Here is a 22,819-nt window from a genome sequence, read left to right as displayed (position 1 = left end):
TCCGGGTGCGGGCGGATCAACACCACCCTCGCCCTCAACGACCGCTCCTGGACGTGCCCCGGCTGCAAGGCCGAGCACGACCGGGACATCAACGCCGCGACAAACATCCTCGCCGCCGGGCTGGCGGAGAGGTAAAACGCCTGCGGAGCTGACAGAAGACCTCAAGGAAAATCCTCCCGGACAGGCAGTCGGCAATGAAACAGGAAACCTCACGGGCAACCGTGGGAATCCCGGCCCCTTCAGGGCCGGGAGGATGTCAATAATGTCCCGATCCGTGCGGCCAGAACCTCCAAGGAGAGGCCTCACCGACGGGTCGCCTGCTGGAGACGCCACGACCCAGGCCCACCAGCCGAAGAACACGTTGACCACCCGGCAACCACCCGGCGGGCTCGCATCCCGCCAACTACTTGACAACGGTTTTCATTTGCTGAGAGGCTGCGTTCCGGCGGCGCGAGTTCATGAGCGTTGATACCCAAGACCGGCCACGGGGCTCACGTAACTTTCGCCGCCATCACCGTTGGTCCACCCCGGCCACGTCTCGACCCGAAACGGACTGCTGCCTCTGCTATGCGTTCACTCATCGGTGTTTCCGCCGTCGTCCTGCTCGGCATCGCCCCGCCGATAGCCGTACCGAGACCGGTGCCTACGCCGCCACCCGCTGGCGGCTCTCCCAAAGCAGAGGCGCCGGCGGCTGTGACGTGGGGGGTGAGTCCGTCGAGCCCGAAGGGGCCCAACGGGCGTGCGGCATTCGCCTACAAGCTTGATCCCGGTGCCAGGTTGACCGACTACGTCGCTGTCACGAACCACTCCGCGCGGCCAATCACCCTGAGTGTCTACGCCAGCGATGCGGTCACCACAGCGCAGGGTGGCTTCGACCTGTTGCCCGCGGCGCGGCGGCCGGTCGATGTGGGTTCGTGGGTCAGCCTCACCTCCCGGCAGCTGACGATCCCGTCGAGCTCCCGGGTGGACGTGCCGTTCACCGTGAACGTGCCGGCCAACGCCACTCCGGGTGATCACGTGGGCGGTGTCGTGGCCTCGCTCACGGCTACGACCACCGACGCCCACGGCAATCAGGTGGCCGTCGACCACCGGGTCGGTACTCGCATCTATCTGCGAGTCACCGGCGAACTTCGGCCGGCGCTGGCGCTGGAAGACGTGCGGGTACAGCACCGCGGTTCACTCAATCCGTTCGGTGGCGGCGAGGTCACCGCTACGGCGACGGTTCGGAACACCGGCAACGTCCGGCTCGCCGGCACGCCGACCGTGCACGCTGCGGGACCGCTCGGCCTGACCGCCGGGTCTGCGTCCGGCGGGACGCTTCCTGAGATCCTGCCCGGCGACGCGGTACGGACCACCGTGCGGCTCGCCCAGGTCCCGCCTCTGTTCCGGCTCACCGTCACCGCCGCTGTCACACCGACAGCCGTTGCCGGGCAGACGCTCGACCCGCCGCCGGGCACCGTGTCCCATCAGGTGACCGTCTGGGCCGTGCCGTGGTCCCAGCTGCTGATGCTGGCCCTGCTCGCCGGTGCCGCCTGGACGCTGGTGGCGGTCCGTCGACGGCGACGGCGCGCAGCGGCCCGAGACTTGGCGCACGCCCTGGCCACCGCTCGTGAGCAAGGCCGCGCCGAAGCCGCGGTGACGACAGCGGCACCGACCGAGAAACCTGCGGCCGACATGACCGCTGATGCCTTGTCGCGCGGGATAGGGCGCAGTCCAGACGACGTACCGGCGGCGCCCGTGCCGACCCCAAAGGTCGAGGAGTGACCGGCCCGCAGCGCGCGGGGGTCCGCAACTTCGACAGACGACGGATCCAGTAGGGAGAATGATGAGAACAGCACGTCTGCGTGCTGCGGTCGCGGGATTCGCCCTGGCCGCTCTGGTGTTGCCGGCCGGCGCTGTACCGGCGGGGGCCGCCGCGGTGTCGGTCGACGCCGCCGGGGCGGATCTGGTGTCCCTGTCGGTTGTCGACGGCGCGCTGTCGCTACGCATCCGGGACGCCACGCAGGTGGCCCGGCAGGCAGTCGGGCACGACCCGGCCGACGTGACGCTGGGACCGGACGGCGGGGTGGCCGTACGGGTACCGCAGAACAAGGCTTTCTCGTTCCTCGGTAGCCCCGGCACGTCGATCTGGTCGCTCACCCCCGGAGACACCGGTTTACCCATGCTCGACACCAGCGGGGTGCGGCGTGGCCTCGTCCGGGGGGACGTGGTGACGCTGTCACTGACAGCGGCTGAAGGTCCCGGGAACTTCACCGCCTACACCCTGTCCGGCCTTGGCGCGCCCCGCCATCTGCTCGGCCGGGCCGCACGGGACATCGCGTTGCCGGCCGCGACCCGCACTCCGGTGGTGTGGGCGTTCGACTCGGCCGGCGACTACCGGCTGACCTTCGCCGCGTCGGCGACGCTGTCCACTGGCCGATCCGTTACCACCGAGGCGACGTACCGGATCAGTGTCCCGCCCATCCAGCCGGGTCCTGCCGCGCCGGCACCCGCCCCGGCCGCTGCGGTCAAGACTCCCCCGGCCCCGCCGGCGCGTGGGATGGCGGTCCCGAACGCCGCAGCGGCCACGCCCACGGCCACATCCTCGCCCCCGCTGCCTGCGGCCGCGAACGCGGCCGCTGCCAGGTCGGCAGCCACCGGCGCCCGCCGGGTGATCGCTGATGGGCACGTCGATATGGGGCCGCAACTGTCCGGCGAGGCTTGGACGATTCGGGTCCGGGACGACACGGCCAGCCCACCGGTGTGGCGCGAACTCGCCGACGTGGTCCTGCACGTCAAGGACAAAGCCAAGACAACGGTGCCGGCCGGGGCGGACTTCCTCGGCAAGGCAGGAGAGGCGATCTGGTTGCTGCCGCAGGCCCAGCAGGCCGGAATCGTCTGGCCCGGCTGGAACACCCAGCACGAGTCGGTCATCACCGGCACCCGGGGCAACGTGACCTGGACTCTCGCCGGCGTCGACGGTCCAGGACGCTTCACGCTCTTCCTGACCGGATCGTTTGGCAACGCCAACGTCCTGTTCGACTCGACCAAAGGCCTGCCGCAGCGGCTGCCGATCCCACCGAACACGCACGCCCACGGCAATTGGGCCTTCAGCAAGCCCGGCCTCTATCGGCTTGCGGTACAGATGAGCGCCACCACCACCGCCGGAAAGACGGTCACCGACAGTAAGACGCTGACGATCGCGGTGGGCGACAGCACCAACCCGAACTCCGGGTTCGGCAGCGGATCCGGCACCGGCGGTGACGGCAAGCCCGGCATCGGCGATTCCGGCGGCACCGGCCGATTGCCCCGTACCGGAGAGTCGTGGGTCATTCCGGTCTCCGCCGGTGGGCTCCTGCTCGTGCTGGTCGGAGCGCTGCTGCGGATCGCCGGTCGTCGTCGCCGCGACCCGGCGGCGGCACCCGCCGGACCCATCCCCTAAGCGCCGAGGAGAGGAGGATGCAGGTGTCCGTTGTCGGTTCCGGGGCTCCCCGCGCCTGCCCGCGCCGGGCCGGCGCGTGGCCGCGACTTCTGGTGTTGCCCCTGCTCATCGGGGTGCTGGCCGGTTGCCGCGCCGAAGTGGCGTTGAGCGCGCACGACCAGCGGGTCCAGGTCATCACGACCACCGGGATCCTGCGGGACCTGGCGAGCCGCGTCGGCGGCGACCGGGTACGGGTCAGCTCACTGGTGCCGGACCGGGCCGATCCGCACAGCTACGAGCCGTCCCTGCGCGACGTCCGCAACGTCGTGTACGCCGACGTCGCGTTCAGCAACTACCTGCTGCTGGAGGAGCAGGCCGTCATCAAGACGCTGGACGCGAACCTGCGCGACGGCGTACCGAACATCTCGCTGGCCGAGGGAGCGGTGAAGTACGCGGCGGAGATCATCCCGCTGGTCGAGGACGCCTCGTTGGACACCATCTGGCTGGGCATGCGCGTGCGCGGCACCGGCACGGCGCTGGGCGCGAACCGCTCCTCCGACGTGCTTCTCACCGCCACCGCAGCGCACGGGCCGGGTGACCTGGTCGCCTACCTGACCGAGTCATTCGGCAACCCGTCGTTCTACGTCGACTCCGCCGACGGGTTCGATCCCGCAAACGGCTACCGGGATGACACCGCCCGCCTGCCACCGGACGCGCACACCCACATGAGCTGGGCGTTCACCAAGCCCGGCATCTACCGACTGACCATGCGGGCACAGCTCGCGGTCACCCCGCAGGCGGCGCCCGTCCCGCTCGGAGAGCAGGCGTTCACCTTCGCCGTCGGGGTGGATCCGCACTCGGTGCCGGGCATGTCGGACGCGGCGGTGCTGAACTCCGGACACGCCGACCTCACCGCGGACATCGACGAAGGGCGGCTGTACCTGTTCGCCGATCCGGAGGGCAACGGCGAGGCCAACCAGCGGGTGTACGACCCGGCCAGCACGGTGATCGAGGTGCCGAACAAGGCGCTGCTGGAGGTGCCCGGTGACCGCAGGTTCCGGTTCCTCGGCCGGCCCGGCACGCGGGTCTACCAGTTACCGCAGGCGGTGCTCGGCAAGCACGTGCACGGGGAGATCGACCCGCATCTGTGGCAGAACGTGCGCAACGCGATCTCCTACGTCGAGCTGATCCGCGACACCCTGGTCGGGGTGGACCCGCCGGGCGCGGCGACGTACCGCGCCAACGCCGCGGCCTACATCGCCGAACTCGAGCGGCTGGACGGCTACGTCCGGGACACGATCGCCCAGATACCCCCGTCCCGGCGGCACCTGGTCACCACGCACGACGCGTTCGGCTACCTGGGCCAGGCCTACGGAATCCAGATCTCCGGCTTCGTCACCCCGAACCCGGCCACCGAGCCCAGCCTCGCCGATCGGCGCCGGCTCACCGAGACGATCCGCAACCTCGACATCCCCGCCGTGTTCCTGGAACCGAACCTGGCGGCCCGCTCCACCACCCTGAGCGAGGTGGCCCGGGAAGAGCGGCTGCGGGTCTGCTCGATCTACGGCGACACCTTCGACGGAAACGTCACCAACTACGTGGACATGATGCGGTTCAACGCCCAGTCGCTGCGCGATTGCCTGACCAGGGCGGATCGAGGGAGGACCAAGTGACGGCACGACGGGCGCGTTCGCGCGCGGTGCGGACGGCGACGGCGATCAGCCGATGGGCGGTCGCAACCCTGGTCGCGGTGGTGGCGACGCAGACGCCTGCCGTGGCCGGGCAGCCGGCGCCGAGCCCGGGTCAGTCGATCGCCGCGGACCAGCCCATCGCCACCGGCCGGGTCGTGCTCGACGCCGGGCACGTGGACATCGGACCCCGCTACGTCGACGGCCAGTGGACCCTGCTCATCCACGACGGCACACAGCAGCGGCCGGTGTGGCGCAGCCCCGACGAGACGGTGTTACGCGTCTCCGACGCCGCGCTGCAGGCCGTTCCCGACGATCCCGCGTACGCCTTCCTCGGCATCAAGGCGGGCAAGCAAGTCCACGTGGTGCCGCAGGTACAGAACCAGAACGTGGTCTGGATCGGCTGGAACACCCAGGACCCCCAGGTGATGCAAACCATCGACCGCGGAGCCACGCTGAACCTGCTCGGCGTAAGCGGGCCGGGCACGCTGACCACTTTCCTGCAGGCGGGCAACTTCGCGGCGCCGCAGGTGTTGTGGCGCTCCGCCGAGCCGGCGGCCCAGCCGTTCTGGGTCGAGGTCAACACCCACACCCACGCCAACTGGGTCTTCTCCACTCCCGGCGTCTACCTGGTCACCGTGCAGGTGTCGGCCGACCTGATCAGCGGCGAGAAGGTCTCCGCCACCCGGACGCTGCGCTTCGCGGTCGGCGACGCGACCAGCACCGACGAAGCCTTCGCGGCTGTTGTGGACCGCAGCCGCATGCCGGTTGGCGAGGCGGCGGCCGGTGCGTCCCGCGACGCCGCTGGCGCACCAGACGACACCTCGCCGTTGCCGCTGGTCGTGGTGCTGGCGGGTGCCGCGCTCCTGCTCACCGCCGGCCTGCTCCTGGTCCTGCTGCGCGGGCGCGGCGCGAAGCGCCGAGCCGAACGGGAGCGCAGCACGTCACCGTCGGGGGTTCAGCCGTGAGAGCGCTGGACATCGAACACCTGGACGTGGACCTCGGCGGACGGCCGGTACTGCGCGACGTGCGGCTGCACCTCGACCGCGGGGAACTGGTCGGGCTGCTCGGCCCCAACGGAGCCGGGAAGACCACCCTGCTGCGCGCCGTCCTGGCGCTGGTTCGCACCAGGGGCGGCCGGGTGCTGGTGGAGGGCAAACCGTCCCGGCCCGGACGCTCGGCGATCGGGTACGTCCCCCAGCGCCATGAGTTCACCTGGGACTTCCCTATCTCCGTCGAACAGACCGTGCTCAGCGGCCGAACGGGTCGGATCGGCCTGCTCCGCCGGCCCGGCGTGGCCGACTGGCGGGCGGTCGGCGACGCACTCGACCGCGTCCAGCTGTCCGCGCTGCGCGCCCGGCCCGTCGCCGAACTCTCCGGCGGGCAACGCCAACGTGTCCTGGTCGCGCGCGCCCTCGCGCTCGCGCCGAGCATCCTGCTACTCGACGAACCGTTCACCGGACTGGACATGCCCACCCAGGAATTGCTGGGCGACCTGTTCGCCAACCTCGCCCGGGAGGGCCATGCGGTGCTGATGACCACCCACGACCTGGTCGCGGCGATGGAATCCTGCACCCGGCTGGTCCTGCTCAACGGCCAGGTCATCGCCGACGGACGGCCCGACCAGCTTCAGGACGTCGAGGTGTGGATGCGCACCTTCGGGGTCAGCGAGACCTCACCGCTCCTCAAACTCGTAAAGGCCAGCTAGTGCCCATTACCGACTTCCTCACCGACCTGCTCAACCCCGACCTCGCATTCCTGCCTAAGGCACTGGCGATCGCGGTCATGTCCAGCATCGTCTGCGGCGTGGTCGGCTGCTACGTCGTCCTGCGCGGGATGGCCTTCATCGGCGACGCCGTCGCACACGCCGTCTTCCCCGGCCTCGCCATCGCCTTCGTCCTGCAGGGCAGCCTGGTACTCGGCGGCGCCGTCGCCGGCGTCGCCACCGCCCTGCTGATCGCGATCTTCTCCCAGAACCGACGGGTCAAGGAAGACTCCCTGATCGGCGTCTTCCTGGTCGCCACGTTCGCCCTCGGCATCGTGATCATCTCGCAAGCGCCCGGATACTCCGGCTCGCTGCAACAGTTCCTGTTCGGCTCGATCACCGGCATCCCGGACCGCGACCTCTACCTGGTGGGAATCACCGGCCTGATCATCCTCGGCCTGGTGCTCGCGCTACACAAGGAATTCGTCGCGGTCTGCCTGGACCGGGAGATGGCCCGCTCGATGGGCCTGCCGGTGTTCTGGCTCGACATCGTGCTCTACGTCCTGGTGACCCTGGCCGTGGTGATCTCCCTGCAGACCATCGGCAACATTCTCGTCCTGGCCCTGCTGATCACTCCCGCCGCGGCCGCCCGGCTGCTCACCGACCGGCTCGGCGTGATGATGCTGCTCGCCCCGACGATCGGCGGCACGTCTGCGCTCGTCGGGCTGTACCTGTCGTGGAGCTACGACACACCGGTCGGCGGCACCATCGTCCTGGTCGCCACCACCATCTTCCTCACCGCCTGGCTGCTCGCCCCACGCCACGGCCTGCTCACCAAACGCCGCACGCGAATCCAGCGGCCTTCCGGCGAGGCAGAACCCGCCGCCGGCTCGGCCATCGCGGCCGGACATGTCTCGCCGATGCGCTGACCCGCGTCGTACGTCCGGGCACGGGGTCGGTCGGCAGCTCCAGGTGCCGGCCGACGCCGAGCCGGGGCTGCCGATCCCGCCACCCGACGCTGCAGAGCAGGTGTTCGTGGTGGAACTGCCCGCTACGTGCATGGATCGGGGGGTTCGGGTTCGCGGGAGCGAAGTCCGCAGCGAGTCACTGGGCGGCGCGTACGCCGAAGGCGAACCGGACGGTCGTGGTCAGCACCAGGTCTTCGCCGACGCGGGTCAGGACCCGGCTGGCGTCGGCGAGCGCGGCGGGAAGCCGCTCGGTCGGAATCCGTTCCAGCAGGGCACGAGCCCCATGCGACCAGGCCCACGTCATCCAGTGCTCGACGTCGCGGAACTGGCTGCGGAAGGTCGCCTCCTCAACCGTGACCCGTCGGTAGCCCGCGGTTTCCAGCAGCGCGGCGGTTGACTCCGGCGTGGCGAAGAGGCCCTCCTGGGCCGCCGTCGGCGACTGACGTTCTCCGTCGGGCAGGTGCTGCGCCAGAACGCGCAGTGCGTCGGTGAATCGGAGGTCGTGGGCGGCGAACGTGGTGAATCCGACCCGCCCGCCTGGGCGGAGCAGACGCCGATACGCGCGCAACGCCTCAAGGGGCGCGGGGAGCAGGAACAGCACAAGGCCCGCGAGCACCGCGTCCCAGGCGGTCTCGGGCAGCGGTGGGGCCTCGGCGTCGGCGACCTCCACCTGCACCTGCGTGAGGCCGGCAGCCCTGGCCTCGGCTCGGGTGAGCTCGACCATCCGCGGAGCCAGGTCGATGCCGATCGCCCTGCCTGTCGGCCCCACGGCCGCCGCCGCTGGGAGCAGGACGGCGCCGCGCCCGCAGCCCACGTCGACGACGCGCTGCCCGGGGCGCAGGTCGGCTCGGCGTACCAGCTCACGTCCCATCGGACCGAAGAACTCGACGCCGACCCGGTCGTAGGTTGCGGCGCCGCGGTCGAACATCTCCGCCATGGCTGCCTTCATCCGTCTCGCCTCGCTGGAGGTGAGGTTCACCTCAGGTCTCCTCGTACGGTTGTTGCCTTCGCTTCCGGAACCCACGTTAGTTTCGCCGTCTCGGCGGCCCCGGACTTCGCCGAAGCCGCCGAGACGGCGTAATGGATCTAGATGGCGGTCAGGGTCAACGTCGCGGTGTACTGGCCCGCGCCGGTATCGGTGGGCAGTTCCAGGTTGAGCCCGGCACCGAGTCGGGCTGTGCCCCGTCCGGCACCGACCGGTGCGGAGCCGAGCACGCTGCTGGCGGCCAGACCGTTGCCGGAGGCGAAGCCGGGCTTGACCTCCTGGCCCGCCGCCACACCCTGACCGTTTGCCTGTGCCAGCACGGTGGGTGCCCAGCCGAGGTACTTACCGCCCACCCGGGTGGCCCCGGAGGTGAAGTCACTCAACCGGCCGGCGACATTCCAGCCGGGCGCGCCCGGTCGGGTGTCGGTCACCGTGACAGGGCGCAGCTCACCGCTGCTCTGCCACCGGTCGCCAGCCGTGGACAGCACGGCCGCCGGCAGCGTCACTGTCCGGTCGTTGGGGTCCACGCTGACGACCAACGCCCCCTGTGTCCCGTCGATGGTGACCGTGATCGTCTGCGACGGTGCCGGCGAGGCGGCATCGTCGACGTTCAGGGTCGCCGGACCGCTCTCCGCGGCCACCACCTCACCGTCGCGGTACAGCCGGACCAGGTACTGGCAGTCGTCCAGCTGGTTTGTGGCGGTGAACGAGTACGCCGCCGAGGTCTCGCCCGGCACCGCGGTGAACTCCTCCGTGCCTGGGCACTTGCTGAACCAGCGGTACCGGTTCAGGTCGCTGGTGGGGGTCTGGACCGCGGTCAGCGTCACGGTCGCGCCGGGAGCGTACGCCGGCTGCAGGCCCTGGATCGACAGCTGCACCTGCGGGTCGGGATCCGGCAGGTCGCCCACCACGAACCGGTACGCCACCGGACCGGTGGACACCTGCCGCCCGTCGGTGAGCGTGGCGTCGGCGCGGAACGTCAACGTGTAGCTTCCCAGTGCCCCGAACACCCAGTTGGCGTGGGCGTGCGTGCCGACCGGCACGTCGATCGCATCCGGCAGACCATCGTCGCTGCGGAACTTGATCAGCGGCTGCCCGACCGGGTCGGTCATGAACACCGAGACGCGGCCCGGTCCGGAGACGTCCACCAGGCTCAGGCTGACCTTCTCACCCCGGAACACCCCGGTCGGCAGCCGGGTGGTGTTCCACCCTGGCCATAACAGGTTGGGATCCTGCGTCATCGGCAGCAGCCACACCGTCGAGCCAGCCGGCCCGAGAAACGCGTACTCCGGCAGATCCGGCACCTCGACCGCAGCCTGCGGCAACACCTGGAACGCCACGTCCCCGGGGTCCCGGCTGACCGACGGCTGCACGGTGTCGTCGTGCACCTTCAACACCAACCGACCGTCCGCATAGTGCACGTCGACCGCATCGACGTGGCCCGCGGACAGCACCACATTTTCCTGAGCCGAAGCGGGGCCGGAGACGGCCACCACCAGGCCGCCGACGGTTGCGATGACCGTGCCGGCGGCGGCGGCGAGGCGCTTCAGTCTTCTCGCCCTCATTTCCCTCCCTCCAAAACATAAAATGAAAACCGATGTCAGATACGCGGGGGAAGCTAGCACGGCCTCATCGCCATGTCGAGACAGCTGGACCGGCATGCGGCCCAGGCGTTCCACATACGCCTACGTGACGGGTCAGCTCGTCACCTCTGTCCTGTGTCGCGGGCGGGACGACACGCTTGACAGCTTCATGGAAACGATTATCGTTTCCAACTGCCTGCGACGTGGTGTCGCGGGCGTGAGGAGGAGTTGCATGCGAGCCAGGATGTCGGCACTGACCGCCGTCACGGCGGCGATGACCGCCGGCGTACTGGCCTGGGCCGCACCCGCCCAGGCCAGTACCGTGGTTCTGTCCCAGGGGCACGTCGACGCGGTTGACGTCGCCTTCGAGAACGGCGCGCTCGAGATCTCGGTCCACGACGAGACCGTCGACCCGGACGTGGAGCGCGACCCGGCCGACGTGGTGTTCGTCGTCAAGCCTGGGGCGGCCATGACCGTGCCGGACGACCCGAGGTACGCGTTCCTCGGCGCTCCCGGCGCCACCGTCCACGTCCTCCCCGAGGTCCAAGACGAGAACCTGCTGTGGCCCGGCCTCGCCACGGAAGAACTGCAGTCGGGCGTCTTCGCTAGCGACAGCATCCAGATCAGGGTCACCAGAGTCATCGGTCCGGACGGGTTCAGCCTGTTCACCACCGACCCGGTGGGCGCGCCGAACGTGCTGGTCGACAGCGAGGACGGCCTGCCCGACGCGATCACCAGGCCAGTCGGCAGTCACCTGCACGCCAACTGGGCGTTCGAGAAGGCCGGCACCTACCGCATCAAGGTCGAAGCGACCGGAATCCTGGCCGCCACCGGCAAGCGGGTGACCTCAGCAGCGGCGTGGCTCACCTTCCAGGTCCAGTGCTGACCCGCACCACCAACCCAGCTTTCAGCCGGTAGAACGGAGAAACAGATCATGAGGCTTGCCAAGCGGCTGCTGGCGGTCACCGCCGCCGTCACCGCCACTGTCCTCGGCCTGGCCGCCGCACCGGCGTCCGCCGCCACCATCGAGACCGGGCACATCGACGTCCTTGACCTCGACTACGCCAACGGTTCGCTCACCCTCGACATCAGGACGTACAGCCCCGCCAACGACGACCTCTCCCCGGCGGCCACGACCCTGCGGCTGCCGTCGAGCTCCGCCATCACGGTGCCGAGCGGATCCGCCTGGAACTGCCTCGGAACGGCCGGCTCCACCGTCTACGTCGCCCCGCAAGCCGAGAACACCAACCTGCTGTGGGCCGGCTGGAACACCGAGGACGTGCCCGCGGACCAGGGACCGATCAAGATGGAACTGGTCAGCGTGTCCTCGGTCCCCGCCGGCGGCCGATTCACCCTCTACACCACCAACGCCTTCGGCACCCCCAGCTACCGGCTCAACTCCAACACCGCCACCGGCTGCCCGATCTCCGCCTGGCCGGGGGGCATCAGCGCCGGCACGCACGCCCACGGCAACTGGGCGTTCTCAGCACTGGGCACCTACACGCTGACGTTCAAGGCCACCACGCAGGGCGGCTCCGGGGTCGCCAGCCCCACCGTCAGCTACACCATCCAGGTCGGCTGACACCGTAACCATTCCCGCGGCCCCCGACCGTCCATCAGGACCCGGTCGGGGGCCGTGGGCAACGTGACGGTCTGTCGACGGCGACCCTGTCCAACTGGTTCAGCGATGCCATGCCGGTGCTGGCTCCGGCGCTCTACCTGCTCGGCGGCTGAGATCTCCTCCGGCTTGCTCCTGGCGCAGTACGGACTCGCCGTTCACCTCCTCTTCGATTCCGGTTGGGCAGCGCACTCTCATCGCCCCCTTGTGGCCTCGCCGATGCCGCTACTGGAAATAGTTTTCGTTTTCGTGTTCTAATGCTTGCCCGAAGCCGCCCGGAAAGGGAGACGTATGACCCAGCCGTACCGGCCAGCCGAGTGCCTGGAGGCCGTGAGCGCCTGCCTGGCGGAGGTGCTCGATCTCGACCCGCTGCAGGTGCAGCCCGAGGTGCTGCTCACCGAGCTGGGCCTGGAGTCGTTCACGGCCGTGCGGCTGCGGCGCCGGCTGCGCGAGGATCTCGACGCCGACCTGCCGCTGACCGTCTTCCTGGACGGGGCGACACCGCGCACGGTCGCGGCCGCGGTGGAGTCGGCGCGCCTGCAGGCCACCGACACGATCCGAAGCGTGCCGGCGCAGGAAAACGCCTCCGCCGACCCCGGACGCGAGGCGTTCCCCCTCACCGCGGTCCAGGCCGCCTATCTGGTGGGCCGAGATCCGTCCTTTCCGTTGGGCGGCGTCGCGACCTTCTTCTACTTCGAGTACGACCGGCAGCCCGCCGACGATCCGGAACTGGACGTGCTGCGGCTGGAAGCGGGGTGGAACCGGCTGATCGCCCGTCATCCCATGCTGCGGATGGTGGTCGACGCCGACGCGCGGCAACACATCCTGCCCGCGGCGCCGCCCTACCGCATCGCCGTCGTCGACCTGCGCGCCTGCGACGACGATGACCTCGCCGGTGAGCTTGCCCGGCTGCGGCACCAGTGCTCTCACCAGCTACGGCCCGTTGAGGTGTGGCCGCTGTTCGATGTGCGGGCGGCGCTGCTGCCGGACGGGCGGACTCGCCTGTTCCTGGGGATGGACATCATCGCGCTGGACATGGCGAGCTGGATGCGGCTGATGCGCGAGTGGGGGCAGCTCACCGCTGATCCCGACGCGGACCTGCCGGAGGCGTCCACCACGTTCGCGGCGGCGCTGGCCCGCCGCGACCGCGATCCGGCTGAGACGGCGCGGCGGTCCACGGATCACGCCTACTGGTCGCAGCGGGTGCCGGCCCTGCCGCCCGGGCCGGCCCTGCCATGGGCGAGGCCCGCCGTCGACCTCGGCGTTCCGCGCTTCACCCGGTACGCCGCCGAGCTGACCGACCAGCAGTGGGCGGCCCTGCGGCGCCACGCTGCGGCCCGTGGCCTGTCCGCGACCGCAGTGCTGCTGGCCGCATGCGCGCTGGTACTGCACCGCTGGGGCACCACCGCGCCGTTCTGCCTGAACACCACGCTGTTCGACCGGCCCGACGATGCCGACCTCGACGCGGTCGTGGGCGACTTCACCACCACGGTGCTGAGCGAGTCCCCGGCCCTCGACCTCACCGCATGGGACGGGTTCGGCTCGTACGCCGCCGTGGTGAACCGCCGGTTCTGGACGGACCTGGACCACCGCTCCGTCTCCGCCGTCGAGGTGCTGCGCGAGCATCGCGACGGCGACCTCACCCCGGCCTACCCGGTGGTGTTCACCAGCGGTGTGGGTCTGGGCGGCGACGGCGAGGCACCGACCGCCTGGCTCGGGCGGGAGGTGTTCGGGGTGTCGCAGACCCCGCAGGTGCTCATCGACCACATCGTGTGGGACGAGGCCGACCGCCTGCGGATCGCCTGGGACACCGTCGACGGCTGCCTGCCCGACGGCTTCGCCGCCGCGATGCGCGATGCGCACCTGCGCCTACTGAGGCGTCTCGCCGACGATGAGGCCGCCTGGTCCGACCCGGCGCTCGGGTGGGACCCGTCGTTCCTGCCGGACGAGCCGCTGAACTGTGCACCGTTCGGCGACGCGGGACCGCTGATCGACGACCCGCTGCGGTCAGCCGCCGCGCTGGCGCCGGACGCGGTCGCGCTGATCGGCGACGGTGACCCGGTGACGCACGGCGACCTTGCGGCGCGCGCCGGGCGCACCGCCGCAGCGCTGACCAGCCTGGGTATCGGGCCCGGCGATCTGGTGGCGGTGGCGGCACCCAAGGGAGCCGCACAGGTCGCCGCCATCCTCGGTGTCACGACCAGCGGCGCCGGCTACGTCCCGGTGGAGCCGACCTGGCCGGCGCCCCGCATCGCCTCGGTATGTAGCCAGGCCGGCATCCGGCACGCCCTGGTGGTCGGCGACCCGGCGCCGACGTGGCCGCAGGAGGTGCGGGTGCACCAACTGCAGCCGGACGGCACCCTGCCGGCGCCGCAGGTCGACGGGTCCGACCGCCGCCGGGCGGCACCGGACGATCTGGCGTACACCATCTTCACCTCCGGCTCGACGGGGCGACCCAAGGGCGTCGCGGTGGAGCACCGGCAGGCCCGCACCACCCTGGACGACCTGGCCGACCGGTTCCCGCTGGCCGCCGGCGACCGGGTCCTGGCGCTGTCGGCGATGAGCTTCGACCTGTCGGTGTACGACGTGTTCGCCATCCTCGGCGCCGGCGCGGCGATGGTGTTGCCGGATCCGGCCCGGCAACGCGACCCGGGCCACTGGCTGGGCCTGATGCAGCGCCACCGGGTCACCGTGTGGAACACCGCCCCGGCGCTGCTGGAGATGCTCGTCGAGTACGCCGAGATCGACCCGGACGCGGCCAGGGCCGCGCTGTCGGCGCTGCGGCTGGTGCTGCTGTCCGGTGACTGGATCCCGGTCACCCTGCCCGACCGGCTGCGGGCCCTGGCCCCCGGGGCGCAGGTGGTCAGCCTCGGCGGCGCCACCGAAGGCTCGATCTGGTCGATCTGCTACCCGATCGGGCAGGTCGACCCGTCCTGGCCGAGCATCCCGTACGGGCGCGCACTGCGCGGCCAGTCGTTCCACATCCTCGACGACAGCGGCCGGCCATGCCCCGTCGGGCAGGCCGGGGAGCTGTACATCGGCGGTGACGGAGTGGCCCGCGGCTACATCGGCGACCCGGAACAGACCGCACACCGCTTCTCCACCCACCCGGTGCTGCGCCGCCGCGTCTACCGCACCGGCGACCTCGGCCGGTGGCGGCCCGACGGCACCATCGAGTTCCTCGGCCGGGTCGACCGGCAGGTCAAGATCCGCGGTCACCGCATCGAGCTGGGCGAGATCGAATCCGTGCTCGACCGGGCACCCGGCGTGCGGCAGTGCGTGGCCCGCTCCGTGCCCAGCCCGGATGGCCGTCCCCGCCTGGTCGTCTACGTCGCGGCCGCCGATCCGAACACCGCGCCCGGCGATGAGGAGCTGGTGGCCCGGCTGCGGGCCAGCCTGCCGGACTACATGCTGCCGAGCCGGTTCGTCCGCCTGGCCGCGCTGCCGGTGACCGAGAACGGCAAGGTCGACCACGCCGCCCTGCCGAACCCGTACGAGACTGCTCCGTCCCCGCCTGCTGCCGTCGCGACCGGCCCGGCCGGGGCCGCTGAGACTCCACGTGCGCCGCAGCCTGCCGCCGACCGGTTGCCGGCGTTGCTGCAGCATGCCGTGCGCCTGGGTCTACAGCTGCGCGTCACCGTGCACCCGGGACGCCTCGACCCCGCCGCAGCCCTGGCGGCGGCGGCCGCCCTGGCGGCCGTCGGCCCGCTGCCCCTCGCCGACGGGTACGAGATGACTCCCCGCCTGACCGACGACGCGCTGCTCGAGCTCACCGTCACCGCCCGTTCGGCGCCGCCGGCCATCGACGACACGGCGATGGAGCCGTCGCTCGCGGCGTCCGCCTCCGCGGTCGCCCCCGGGATTGCCGATCTGCCGGACCCGGAGCTGGAGCGAGGCATCGCCGCCGTGCTCAGCGACCTGCTGGGCACGCCGGTCGACGTCACCACCCCATTCTTCCGGCTCGGCGCCACCTCGCTGACCCTCGTTCGCGCCCACCGCACGCTGGCCGCCGAGGTCGACGGCGACCTGGCGGTGGTCGACCTGTTCACCCATCCCACGGTGCGCGACCTGGCACGTCACCTCACCGCCCGACGGTCCGTCGGCGCACCCACCGCCGCCGGAAGCCAGGACCTTCCCGCGTTGGTCGCCGCCACCGGTCCCCTGGAGGCCAGCACCCACTCCCCTGCCGGCGAACCGCCGCAGCCGCCCGTCGTAGCGCCGCGGCCGGCAGGCCGGCGGCAGGCTCGGGCCGTCGCGGCGAAGGCCGCCCGATGACCGGCGGGCAGATCGCCGTCACCGCCGCGTCCTGCCGGTTTCCCGGCGCGGCCGACGTCGACGCCTTCTGGCGGCTGCTCGTCGACGGCCGCGAAGGGCTGACCCGGTTCACCGACGAAGAGCTGGCCGAACGCGGTGTGCCGCGACGGCTGCGCCGGGACCCGGGTTACGTGCCGGTCGGTGGGCTGATCGAGGGGCAAGAGCTGTTCGACCCGGCGCCGTTCGGGCTCACCGACGCCGAGGCCGCGCTGCTCGACCCGCAGCAGCGGCTGTTCCTGGAGTGCTGCTGGCAGGCCCTGGAGCAGGCCGGGCACGGCGGGGGCCGCGACGCCGGTGCGGTCGCCGTGTTCGCCGGCGCGGCGCACAGCGCGTACCTGACCAGCAACCTCGCCGGCCGATGGGACCCCACGGGCGGCGGCGCCGACCCGGGCGGCAGCCTGCAGACCGCGATCAGCACCCACACCGACTACCTGCCGCTGCAGGTCGCGTACCGGCTCAACCTGACCGGGCCGGCGATCGCGGTCAACACCACCTGCTCCACCTCCCTGGTCGCGGTGCACCTGGCCGCGCAGTCGCTGCTGGCCGAGGAGTGCGACACCGCGCTCGCCGGCGGGGTGTCGCTGATCGTGCCGCAGGGCCGCGGCTACCGGCACGTCCCGGACGGGATCTTCTCCGCCGACGGGCGGGTCCGCCCGTTCTCCGCCCGCGGCTCCGGCATCGTCTACAGCCAGGGCGTCGGTGTGGTGGTGCTGCGGCGGCTGGCCGACGCTCTCGCCGACGGCGACCCGGTGCTCGCGGTGCTGCACGGCAGCGCGGTCAACAACGACGGCGCGGACAAGGCCGGCTTCACCGCCCCGTCGGTGCGCGGGCAGGCCCGCGTCGTGGCCGAGGCCCTCGCGGTCGCCGGTGTCGAGCCACGCCAGGTCGGTTACGTGGAGGCGCACGGCACCGCCACCCGGCTCGGCGACCCCGTCGAGGTGGAGGCGCTACGGCGGGTTTTCGGCGCCGACGGGCCGGCCTGGTGCGGGCTCGGCTCGGTGAAGGGCAACATCGGCCACGCCAACTCCGCCGCCGGCATCGCGTCGTTCATCAAGACCGTGCTGGCCCGTCGTCACGGGATCGTGCCGGAATCGCTGCACGCCAAGCCGGTCAACGACCTGCTCGGCCTGGACGGCTCCCCGTTCGACGTCGTCACCGAGACCCGGCCGTGGTCGGCCGCGCCGTACGCCGGGGTCAGCTCCTTCGGCATCGGCGGCACCAACTGCCATCTGGTGCTCGGCCCGGCACCCCAGCAGCCACCGTCCACCCCGGACGCGCGGCCGCAGCTGCTCGTCGCATCCGGCCACACCCCGCAGGCGGCCGCCGCCGCGAGGGACGCGCTGGCCGCGGTGCCGGCCGACGAACGGCTGGCCGACGTCGCGTACACGCTGCAGGTGGGCCGCGCGCACGGCCCGCACCGGGTGGCCGGCGTGGCGGCCGTCGGGCACCGGCGGCGGATGCCGGCGCCGGTGCCCGCCGCGACGCGGCCACCCCGGCTGGTGTTCGCCTTCCCCGGCGCCGGCAGCGCGTTCGCCGGCATGGGTGGGCAGCTCTACGAGCAGGAACCCGTCTTCGCCGCCGCCATCGACACCTGCGCCGACCTGCTCGCCGGCGAGCTCGACGCCGACGTACGCGCGGCGCTGCACCCGGCCACCGATCCGGCACGGCTGGCCGACGCCGCGTTCGGGTTGCCGGCGCTGTTCGCCGTCTCCGTCGCCACCGCCCGACTGCTCGACAGCTGGGGTGTGCGACCGGACGTGGTGCTGGGCCACAGCGTCGGCGAATACGCTGCCGCCGTCGCCGCGGGGGTGTTGAGCCTGCCTGAGGCCGCCCGCCTGGTCGCCGTGCGGTGCACGCACGTGGCCCGGTCGGCCGGTGGCGGGGCGATGCTGGCGGTGCCGCTGCCCGCCCACGAGGTGACGGGGCTGCTCGCCGGGCACCCGGCGCTCGACCTCGCGGTGGTCAACGCGCCGGACGCGTGCGTCGTAGCCGGCCCGGCGGCGCCACTGCAGGCGCTGGAGGAGGCGCTGCAGGCCGACGGCATCGCGGTGACCCGGCTGCGGGTGTCCGCCGGGCTGCACTCCCGGCTGGTCGAGCCGGCCCTGCCGGCGCTGCGTGCGGCGGCCGACACGGTCCGCCCGCGCCAGCCACGCATCGAGTACGCGTCGACCGTCACCGGTGCCCTCGCCGACGCCGAGCTGACCGACCCCGGCTACTGGGTGCGGCAGCTGCGCCAACCGGTCAGGTTCTCCGAGGCGCTCCGTGCCGCCGTCGGCGACACACCGGCCGTGCTGGTGCAGGCCGGGCCGGGTGCCGCGCTGGTGACCCTCGCCCGACGGCACGGGTTGACCGCCCTGCGCGACGCGTTCGCGACGCTGCCCGCCGACGAGCCGGGCACCGACGCGGTCACCCTGCGGGAGGCGGTCGGCGGCCTGTGGTGCCACGGCACCCCGGTCGACCTCGCCGCCCTGCACCTGCCGGGCCGCCACCGGGTCACCGCGCCCGGGTACGCCTTCCAACGCCGGCGCCTGTGGATCGACCCGGTGGACACCAGCAGCATCGCCGGTGCCGGCCGGCCCGACACCGACGAGCCGCTGCTCGTGCCGGTCTGGCACCAACAGCCCCCGGCGCCAGCCGCGCCGCGGCTGCCCGGTAACTGGCTCGTCGTGCCCGGCGTCGACCAGCGGCTCGCCCGGGCGGTCGTCGATGCTGTCCGCGCCGCCGGTGGCGCGGCCCGCACCTGCGACGCCGACAGTGACTTCGCGGCCCAAAAGGAGCCGGCGTGGGCCGGACTGATCGTCCTACCCGGCGCGCCGGTCGCCGAGGACGTCGCCGATGCCGATGCCGGTGCGGGCGCCGGCACCGGTTCCGCGGCGGCCGAGGTGGACCGGGCCGCCACGCTGGCCGGCCAGCTCGCCGCAGCCCCGGTCCCGCTGCTCGTCCAGGTCACCCGCAACGCCGTCGCGGTCCTGCCGGCTGAACGGCCGGATCCCGGCGGCGCCGCGGCCCGCGTGCTGCCCCGCGTCATCGCCCAGGAGCGGCGCGGGCTGCGGTGGCGCACCATCGACATCAGCGGCGACGACAGCACCGAGACGGTCGCGGTCCACGTGGTCGCCGAGGTGGCGGGTCTCGCCGACGGTACCGGGTCGGGCGTCGAGGTGGCTGTCCGCGGCGAGCAACGCTGGCGGCGCACCGTTGTGTCGTGGCGCCCAACAGCCGGGAACTTCTCCGAAGCCGCCGCAGCGACCGCGGTGATCGTCGGCGGGCTCGGCGAGGTCGGCCTGACCATCGCCGGTCACCTCGCCGGCGCCGGCCACCGCGTGGTGCTCACCTCCCGGCACGGCGAACCGCCGCCGGACAGCGACCGAGGCCGGGCGCTGACCGCGCTGCGCGACGGCGGCGCCGACGTCACGGTGCGCCGGCTCGACGTCACCGACGCGGCCGCCACCGCCGCCCTGCTCGCGGAGCTGTCCGACCGAGGGCCGCTGGCGCTGCTGGTGCACGCCGCCGCGGCAGCCGGCGACGACCGGTGGGTGATGCTGCGCGACACCGCACCCGCCGACATCACCCGGCACCTCGCGCCCAAGCTGACCGGCGCAGGCGTCCTGCGCGACGCCGTAGCCGCGCTGCCGGACGAGCGGCGCCCCGGGCTGGTGCTGCTGATGTCCTCTGCGGCCACCATGCTCGGCGGCGTCGGCACCGGCCCGTACGCGGCGGCCAACGCCGCCATGGAAGCGTTCGCCCACACCGCCGCCACCGGACGGACCCGGTGGCTGGCGGTGGCGTGGGACGGCTGGCGCACCAGCGCCCACGGCGAAGACGCCGCCGTCACGCTGACGAGCACGCTGGACGCCGCTGGCGGCCTCGCCGCCCTCGACCGGCTCCGCGGCGCGATCACCGCACCACCAGTGGTGGTGGTGTCCCACCGCGACCTGGTCACGGCGATGGCCGATGCGGCCCGGGCCGGCGCGCAGGCCGCGCCGGTCGCATCGGTCGCGTCGGCGGAATCTGCGCTGACGGCGGTCGAACGCGCGGTCGCCGACGTGTGGGCGCGGTTGACGGGCAGCCCGGTCGACAGCCCGACGGCCGACTTCTTCGCCCTCGGCGGCCACTCCCTGCTGGCGACGCGGATGCTCGCCGAGCTGCGCGACCGGTTCGGTGTCGACCTGCGCCTGCGTGACCTGCTCGACCACCCGACCGTCGCTGGACTGGCCGCGCTGCTGAAGCCGGCCGCCGGTGTCCCGGCAGCCGAACCCGCAGCGGCAGCGCTGCCGTCGCCGGCTGGTCCATCGGGCGTCGATGCGGAGGGCACGTTCCCGCTGACCCGGGTGCAGCATGCCTACTGGGTCGGCCGCGCCGGCGGCTACCGGTGGGGCGACCGGCCCTGCCACTTCTACCTGGAGTACGACTGCCCGAACCTTGACCTCGACCGCTACCAGCAGGCGTGGCGGCAGGTAATCGACCGGCACCCGATGCTGCGGGCCGTCGTCACCACCCAGGGCCGCATGCGCGTCCTCGACCACCTGCCCGCCTACCGCATCCGAGTCCACGACCTGACCGGCCCCAACGATGAGTACCGGCAGCGCCGGCTGGCCACGCTGCGCGAGCGGATCTCCACCCGGCCTGGCCCACCGGAGACGTGGCCGCTGTTCACCGTGCAGGCCGCCCGCCTGCCCGACGGGCAGGTCCGGCTGTTCATCGGCGTCGACGTGCTGATCTGCGACGCGTCGAGCTGGTGGCTGATCGACCGGGAGCTGCACGCCTTCTACACCGACCCGCACGCCCCGCTGCCGGCACCAGTGGTGCACCCCGCCGCCTGTGTGGCGGCGCTCGAGGCCCGCCGCGCCGGCCCGGCCGCGACAAAGGCCGCCGCGTACTGGCGGCAGCGGCTGCCCGGCCTTCCACCGGCGCCGGCCCTGCCGGTAGCCGAGCACACCGCCGCCCGGTTCGTGCGCCGGACCGCGCGGCTGTCCCCGACCCGGTGGCGGGCGCTGCAACGGCAGGCCGCGCAGCACCGGCTCACTCCGAACGCGGTGTTGCTGGCCGCCTACGCCGATGCCCTGCAGGAGTGGTCCGGCAATGACCGGTTCAGCCTCATGCTCACCCTGTTCGACCGGCCGGACGACCTGCCCGGCGCGGGTGCGGTCGTCGGTGACTTCACCTCCCTGATCGTGCACGAGGTGGACCGGCGCGCACCGGCGCCGTTCGACGAGCGGGCCGCCGCAGCGCAGCAGCGGCTGTTCGCCGACCTGGACCACCGCGAGTTCTCCGCGCTGGACGCCCTGGCCGAACGCTCCGCCGCCGGAGGACAGCTCGCGTCGGTGCCGGTGGTGTTCACCAGCGCCCTCGGTGTGGCCGACATGATCGGCGAGGACCACGACCTGCAGTGGGCCGGCCGGCAGGTGTACGGGGTCAGCCAGACCCCGCAGACCCTGCTCGACCATCAGGTCCTCGAACAGGGCGGCGAGCTGTGGCTGCAGTGGGACGCCCTCGAACCGGTCCTCGACCCCGACCAGGTCCAGGCGGCGTTCGACGCCTACACCACCGCGCTGACCCGCCTGGCCGACGACGCGGACGCCTGGACCGACCAGCCGGCCGCCGGCTCCCGCACGCCGGCGCCTCAGCCAGCCGCGTACCGGCCGGCGCCGGTCGAGCTGCCGGACGTCGCGCTGCCGATCCGTGCCGGCACCGGCGCGCACACGCTGTTCCTGATGCACCCGTCCGGCGGGGACATCCTGTGCTACACCGAGCTGGCCCGGCTGCTCGACGAGCGGGTGAACGTGGTGGCGCTGACCGACCCGGCCCTGGTCGGCGCGGCAGCGCCGGACACCATCGCCGACCTCGCCGCGCTGTACCTGGCCGTGGTGCGGCGGGTGCAGCCGGCCGGGCCGTACCTGATCGGCGGCTGGTCGATGGGCGGCAGCGTCGCTCAGGAGATGGCCCGCCAGGCCCACGCCGACGGCATCCCGGTGCCGCTGCTGGTCATGGTGGATTCCAACGACCCGACCTACATCCGCCCGATTTCCGGCACGCCGCCGCAGGTGCAGGCCGACCTGGTCGTCCGCCACCTCGGCGCGCTGGAGGCCTATCTCGGCATCGACCTGGACAGCACCCGGCCCGGCCTGCGGGACCGGCTGGCCGCCGCCACCGAGGACAACCGATACGGCCACGCCGAACGGCAGCTACGCGCCCACCGCCTGCTCGGCCGCGGCGAGCAGGTCCGGGACCGGCTGGCGGTCCTCGACCGTCACCTGCGGGCCCTGGCCGCCCACGGGCCTTCCCGTCTCGACACTGCCGGCACCACCACCCTGCTGGTACGCGCGGCGCAGCCGGCGCCGCGCAACTCCGGCATCGGCATGGGCGTCGACGACACCCCACGCGGCGAAGCCGGCCTCGGCTGGACCCGGCATCTGACCGGTCCGCTGCGCGTCGTCGGCGTCGACGCCCACCACTACTCGGTGCTGCGCCGACCCGCGGTCGCCGCCGTCGCCGACGCGATCAACGAAGCACTTCACCCGCACCTGTCCACGAACAACGACATCCGATCCTGAAGGTGAT

At 72.4% G+C, this 22,819-nt stretch carries 13 protein-coding genes; 11 read left to right on the top strand and 2 right to left on the bottom strand.

Annotation, left to right across the window (positions count from 1 at the left end; all coding sequences use genetic code 11):
- The 7 genes from ACGF4F_RS24660 to ACGF4F_RS24630 all read left to right on the top strand — a co-directional run.
- Window positions 1–135 (top strand): zinc ribbon domain-containing protein (locus ACGF4F_RS24660; protein ID WP_393080611.1); only part of this gene is annotated, 135 nt, incomplete at its 5' end.
- Window positions 136–567: 432 nt separating this feature from the next.
- Window positions 568–1,764: a WxL protein peptidoglycan domain-containing protein gene (locus ACGF4F_RS24655; RefSeq protein WP_393080587.1), complete on the top strand. Its 1,197-nt coding sequence runs from the start codon at window positions 568–570 to the stop codon at window positions 1,762–1,764.
- A gap of 61 nt (window positions 1,765–1,825) precedes the next feature.
- Complete coding sequence (locus ACGF4F_RS24650; protein ID WP_393080584.1) at window positions 1,826–3,421, top strand: TIGR03773 family transporter-associated surface protein; 1,596 nt, start codon at window positions 1,826–1,828, stop codon at window positions 3,419–3,421.
- 17 nt (window positions 3,422–3,438) lie between these two features.
- Window positions 3,439–5,073: an anchored repeat ABC transporter, substrate-binding protein gene (locus tag ACGF4F_RS24645; RefSeq protein ID WP_393080581.1), complete on the top strand. Its 1,635-nt coding sequence runs from the start codon at window positions 3,439–3,441 to the stop codon at window positions 5,071–5,073.
- Between the two features lie 44 nt (window positions 5,074–5,117).
- The gene (locus ACGF4F_RS24640; RefSeq protein WP_393080608.1) at window positions 5,118–6,056 is read left to right on the top strand and encodes a choice-of-anchor M domain-containing protein; all 939 of its coding nucleotides are present in this window, start codon (window positions 5,118–5,120) and stop codon (window positions 6,054–6,056) included.
- A gap of 26 nt (window positions 6,057–6,082) precedes the next feature.
- Window positions 6,083–6,796: an anchored repeat-type ABC transporter ATP-binding subunit gene (locus ACGF4F_RS24635; protein WP_393080605.1), complete on the top strand. Its 714-nt coding sequence runs from the start codon at window positions 6,083–6,085 to the stop codon at window positions 6,794–6,796.
- The gene (locus ACGF4F_RS24630) at window positions 6,796–7,722 is read left to right on the top strand and encodes an anchored repeat-type ABC transporter permease subunit (RefSeq protein WP_357444397.1); all 927 of its coding nucleotides are present in this window, start codon (window positions 6,796–6,798) and stop codon (window positions 7,720–7,722) included. Before ACGF4F_RS24635 ends, ACGF4F_RS24630 begins: the two co-directional genes overlap by 1 nt.
- A 175-nt stretch (window positions 7,723–7,897) precedes the next feature.
- Here the strand turns inward: ACGF4F_RS24630 and ACGF4F_RS24625 are convergent, their stop codons facing one another.
- Entirely contained in the window at window positions 7,898–8,710 is an 813-nt protein-coding gene (locus ACGF4F_RS24625) for a class I SAM-dependent methyltransferase (RefSeq protein WP_393080602.1), read from the bottom strand.
- Between the two features lie 137 nt (window positions 8,711–8,847).
- Window positions 8,848–10,311, bottom strand: coding sequence for a choice-of-anchor M domain-containing protein (locus tag ACGF4F_RS24620; RefSeq protein ID WP_393080577.1), 1,464 nt, complete (start codon window positions 10,309–10,311; stop codon window positions 8,848–8,850).
- 250 nt (window positions 10,312–10,561) lie between these two features.
- On the opposite strand from ACGF4F_RS24620, the gene ACGF4F_RS24615 reads away from it, so the two are divergent.
- From ACGF4F_RS24615 to ACGF4F_RS24600, 4 genes are all read left to right on the top strand, one after another.
- Window positions 10,562–11,215 (top strand): choice-of-anchor M domain-containing protein, encoded by a 654-nt coding sequence (locus ACGF4F_RS24615; RefSeq protein WP_357444388.1) that lies wholly within the window; start codon window positions 10,562–10,564, stop codon window positions 11,213–11,215.
- 48 nt (window positions 11,216–11,263) lie between these two features.
- Window positions 11,264–11,911, top strand: a complete 648-nt coding sequence (locus tag ACGF4F_RS24610) for a choice-of-anchor M domain-containing protein (protein ID WP_357444385.1) — start codon at window positions 11,264–11,266, stop codon at window positions 11,909–11,911.
- A 327-nt stretch (window positions 11,912–12,238) separates the two neighbouring features.
- The gene (locus ACGF4F_RS24605) at window positions 12,239–16,222 is read left to right on the top strand and encodes an amino acid adenylation domain-containing protein (RefSeq protein WP_393080572.1); all 3,984 of its coding nucleotides are present in this window, start codon (window positions 12,239–12,241) and stop codon (window positions 16,220–16,222) included.
- Window positions 16,219–22,812, top strand: coding sequence for an SDR family NAD(P)-dependent oxidoreductase (locus ACGF4F_RS24600; protein WP_393080569.1), 6,594 nt, complete (start codon window positions 16,219–16,221; stop codon window positions 22,810–22,812). Before ACGF4F_RS24605 ends, ACGF4F_RS24600 begins: the two co-directional genes overlap by 4 nt.
- The last annotated feature ends 7 nt before the right edge of the window (window positions 22,813–22,819 follow it).

This window comes from Micromonospora sp. NPDC047740 (genome assembly GCF_043204735.1).
Taxonomy (GTDB): domain Bacteria; phylum Actinomycetota; class Actinomycetes; order Mycobacteriales; family Micromonosporaceae; genus Micromonospora.
The sequence above is the reverse complement of the archived record's forward strand: the minus strand, read 5'-3'. Positions and strand labels throughout refer to the sequence as shown.